A 1,161-nucleotide genomic window follows, 5' to 3' on the forward strand; every position below is an offset into this window, starting at 1 on the left:
TTTTAATTTTTTCTAATATATTAGTATATTTTTAATCAAAAATTTATGAATGTAAAATAATTTATTGAATTAATTTGTTAACCTTGTTATTAATTCCAATATGTTTGAGTTTATCTTCAAGTGATTTTGTATTTCCTGATGTAAATATTTGTAAAGAATTTTTTTTATTATAATTCTTGAAATATTTTTTCTTTAGTTTTTTAGCTAATAATTTACTTGGATCAAGAAAAACTATATTTGGAAAAATTTCTTCTAAAAATTTTAAAATAAATGGTAAATGTGTACTAGATAATGTTACTATATCTACATTATTTTTAGTTAACTTGGAGCTAAGATTTTTTTTGATCATAATTTTACAAAACTCTGGATTGGAGTAAAACATACCAGATTCTACTAATTCAACTAGAGGTGATGCATTGATTTTAAATATTTTTATGTTACTAGTTTTAAATAAATTTGAATATCTATTTAGTAATTTACTTTTTACAATTGATTCTGTTGCTAATATTGCAATAGATTTTGATTTTGTGATTTTTTTTGCTTCATTTAATGGTGGTAATACGGGAAAAATATTTTTTGAGTGTGAATTTAATGTAAGAGATAATGTATTTGAGCCTACTATGATCAAATCTGGTTTAAACAAATTTTGAAGCGTTGTAATTGTGTGTAATGTAATATTTTTAATTTCTTTTATTGATTTTTTTCCATATGGGAAATTTTTTGAGTCAGCAAAATAGATTATGTCACATTTGAATTCTTGTTGTATGGGTTTTATCACAGACAATGAGCCTAGACCAGAATCAAACACTACAATTCTTACCATAGTTTTTCTCTATGTTGAATCTGATTTAGATTTTGTTAGCTAAATTTACTCTAAAGTTTATCTAAATTTACTCTGTCCATTAAGAGCTAACTTGTAAATCACTTGATATGCCAAACTTCGATAAGACTTGGGCTCGACAAGAGACTCCAGGTGTAACCGAAAAACTCCGTGAGACAATAAAACCTCAGGGTGCATTAAAACCACGAATCCAAACCGCAGTAAACAAACTACAAGTTCAAATATCAAAAATGGACTCTATGCTTGGTAAACTGCATGAAAGAGACGCGCAACTCTTTCAGAGAGTAGTGACTGCAATGCAGCAACATGATACAAGTACA

General features: G+C 26.6%; 1 protein-coding gene and 1 pseudogene. One reads left to right on the forward strand and one right to left on the reverse strand.

What is annotated here, in order from left to right; translation table 11 throughout:
* Positions 1-61: 61 nt before the first annotated feature.
* Complete coding sequence (locus BG20_RS00115; protein WP_010189429.1) at positions 62-823, reverse strand: glutamate racemase; 762 nt, start codon at positions 821-823, stop codon at positions 62-64.
* Between the two features lie 107 nt (positions 824-930).
* Here BG20_RS00115 and BG20_RS00120 point away from each other — a divergent pair.
* Positions 931-1,161 (forward strand): annotated as a pseudogene (locus BG20_RS00120) (hypothetical protein); the annotation flags it as partial.

Origin of the sequence: Candidatus Nitrosarchaeum limnium BG20, assembly GCF_000241145.1 — an archaeon.
Taxonomy (GTDB): Archaea; Thermoproteota; Nitrososphaeria; order Nitrososphaerales; family Nitrosopumilaceae; genus Nitrosarchaeum; species Nitrosarchaeum limnae.

Excerpts from the sequence above, each read along its gene's own strand:
- BG20_RS00115 (WP_010189429.1), bottom strand. The coding sequence starts at position 823 with ATGGTAAGAATTGTAGTGTTTGATTCTGGTCTAGGCTCATTGTCTGTG.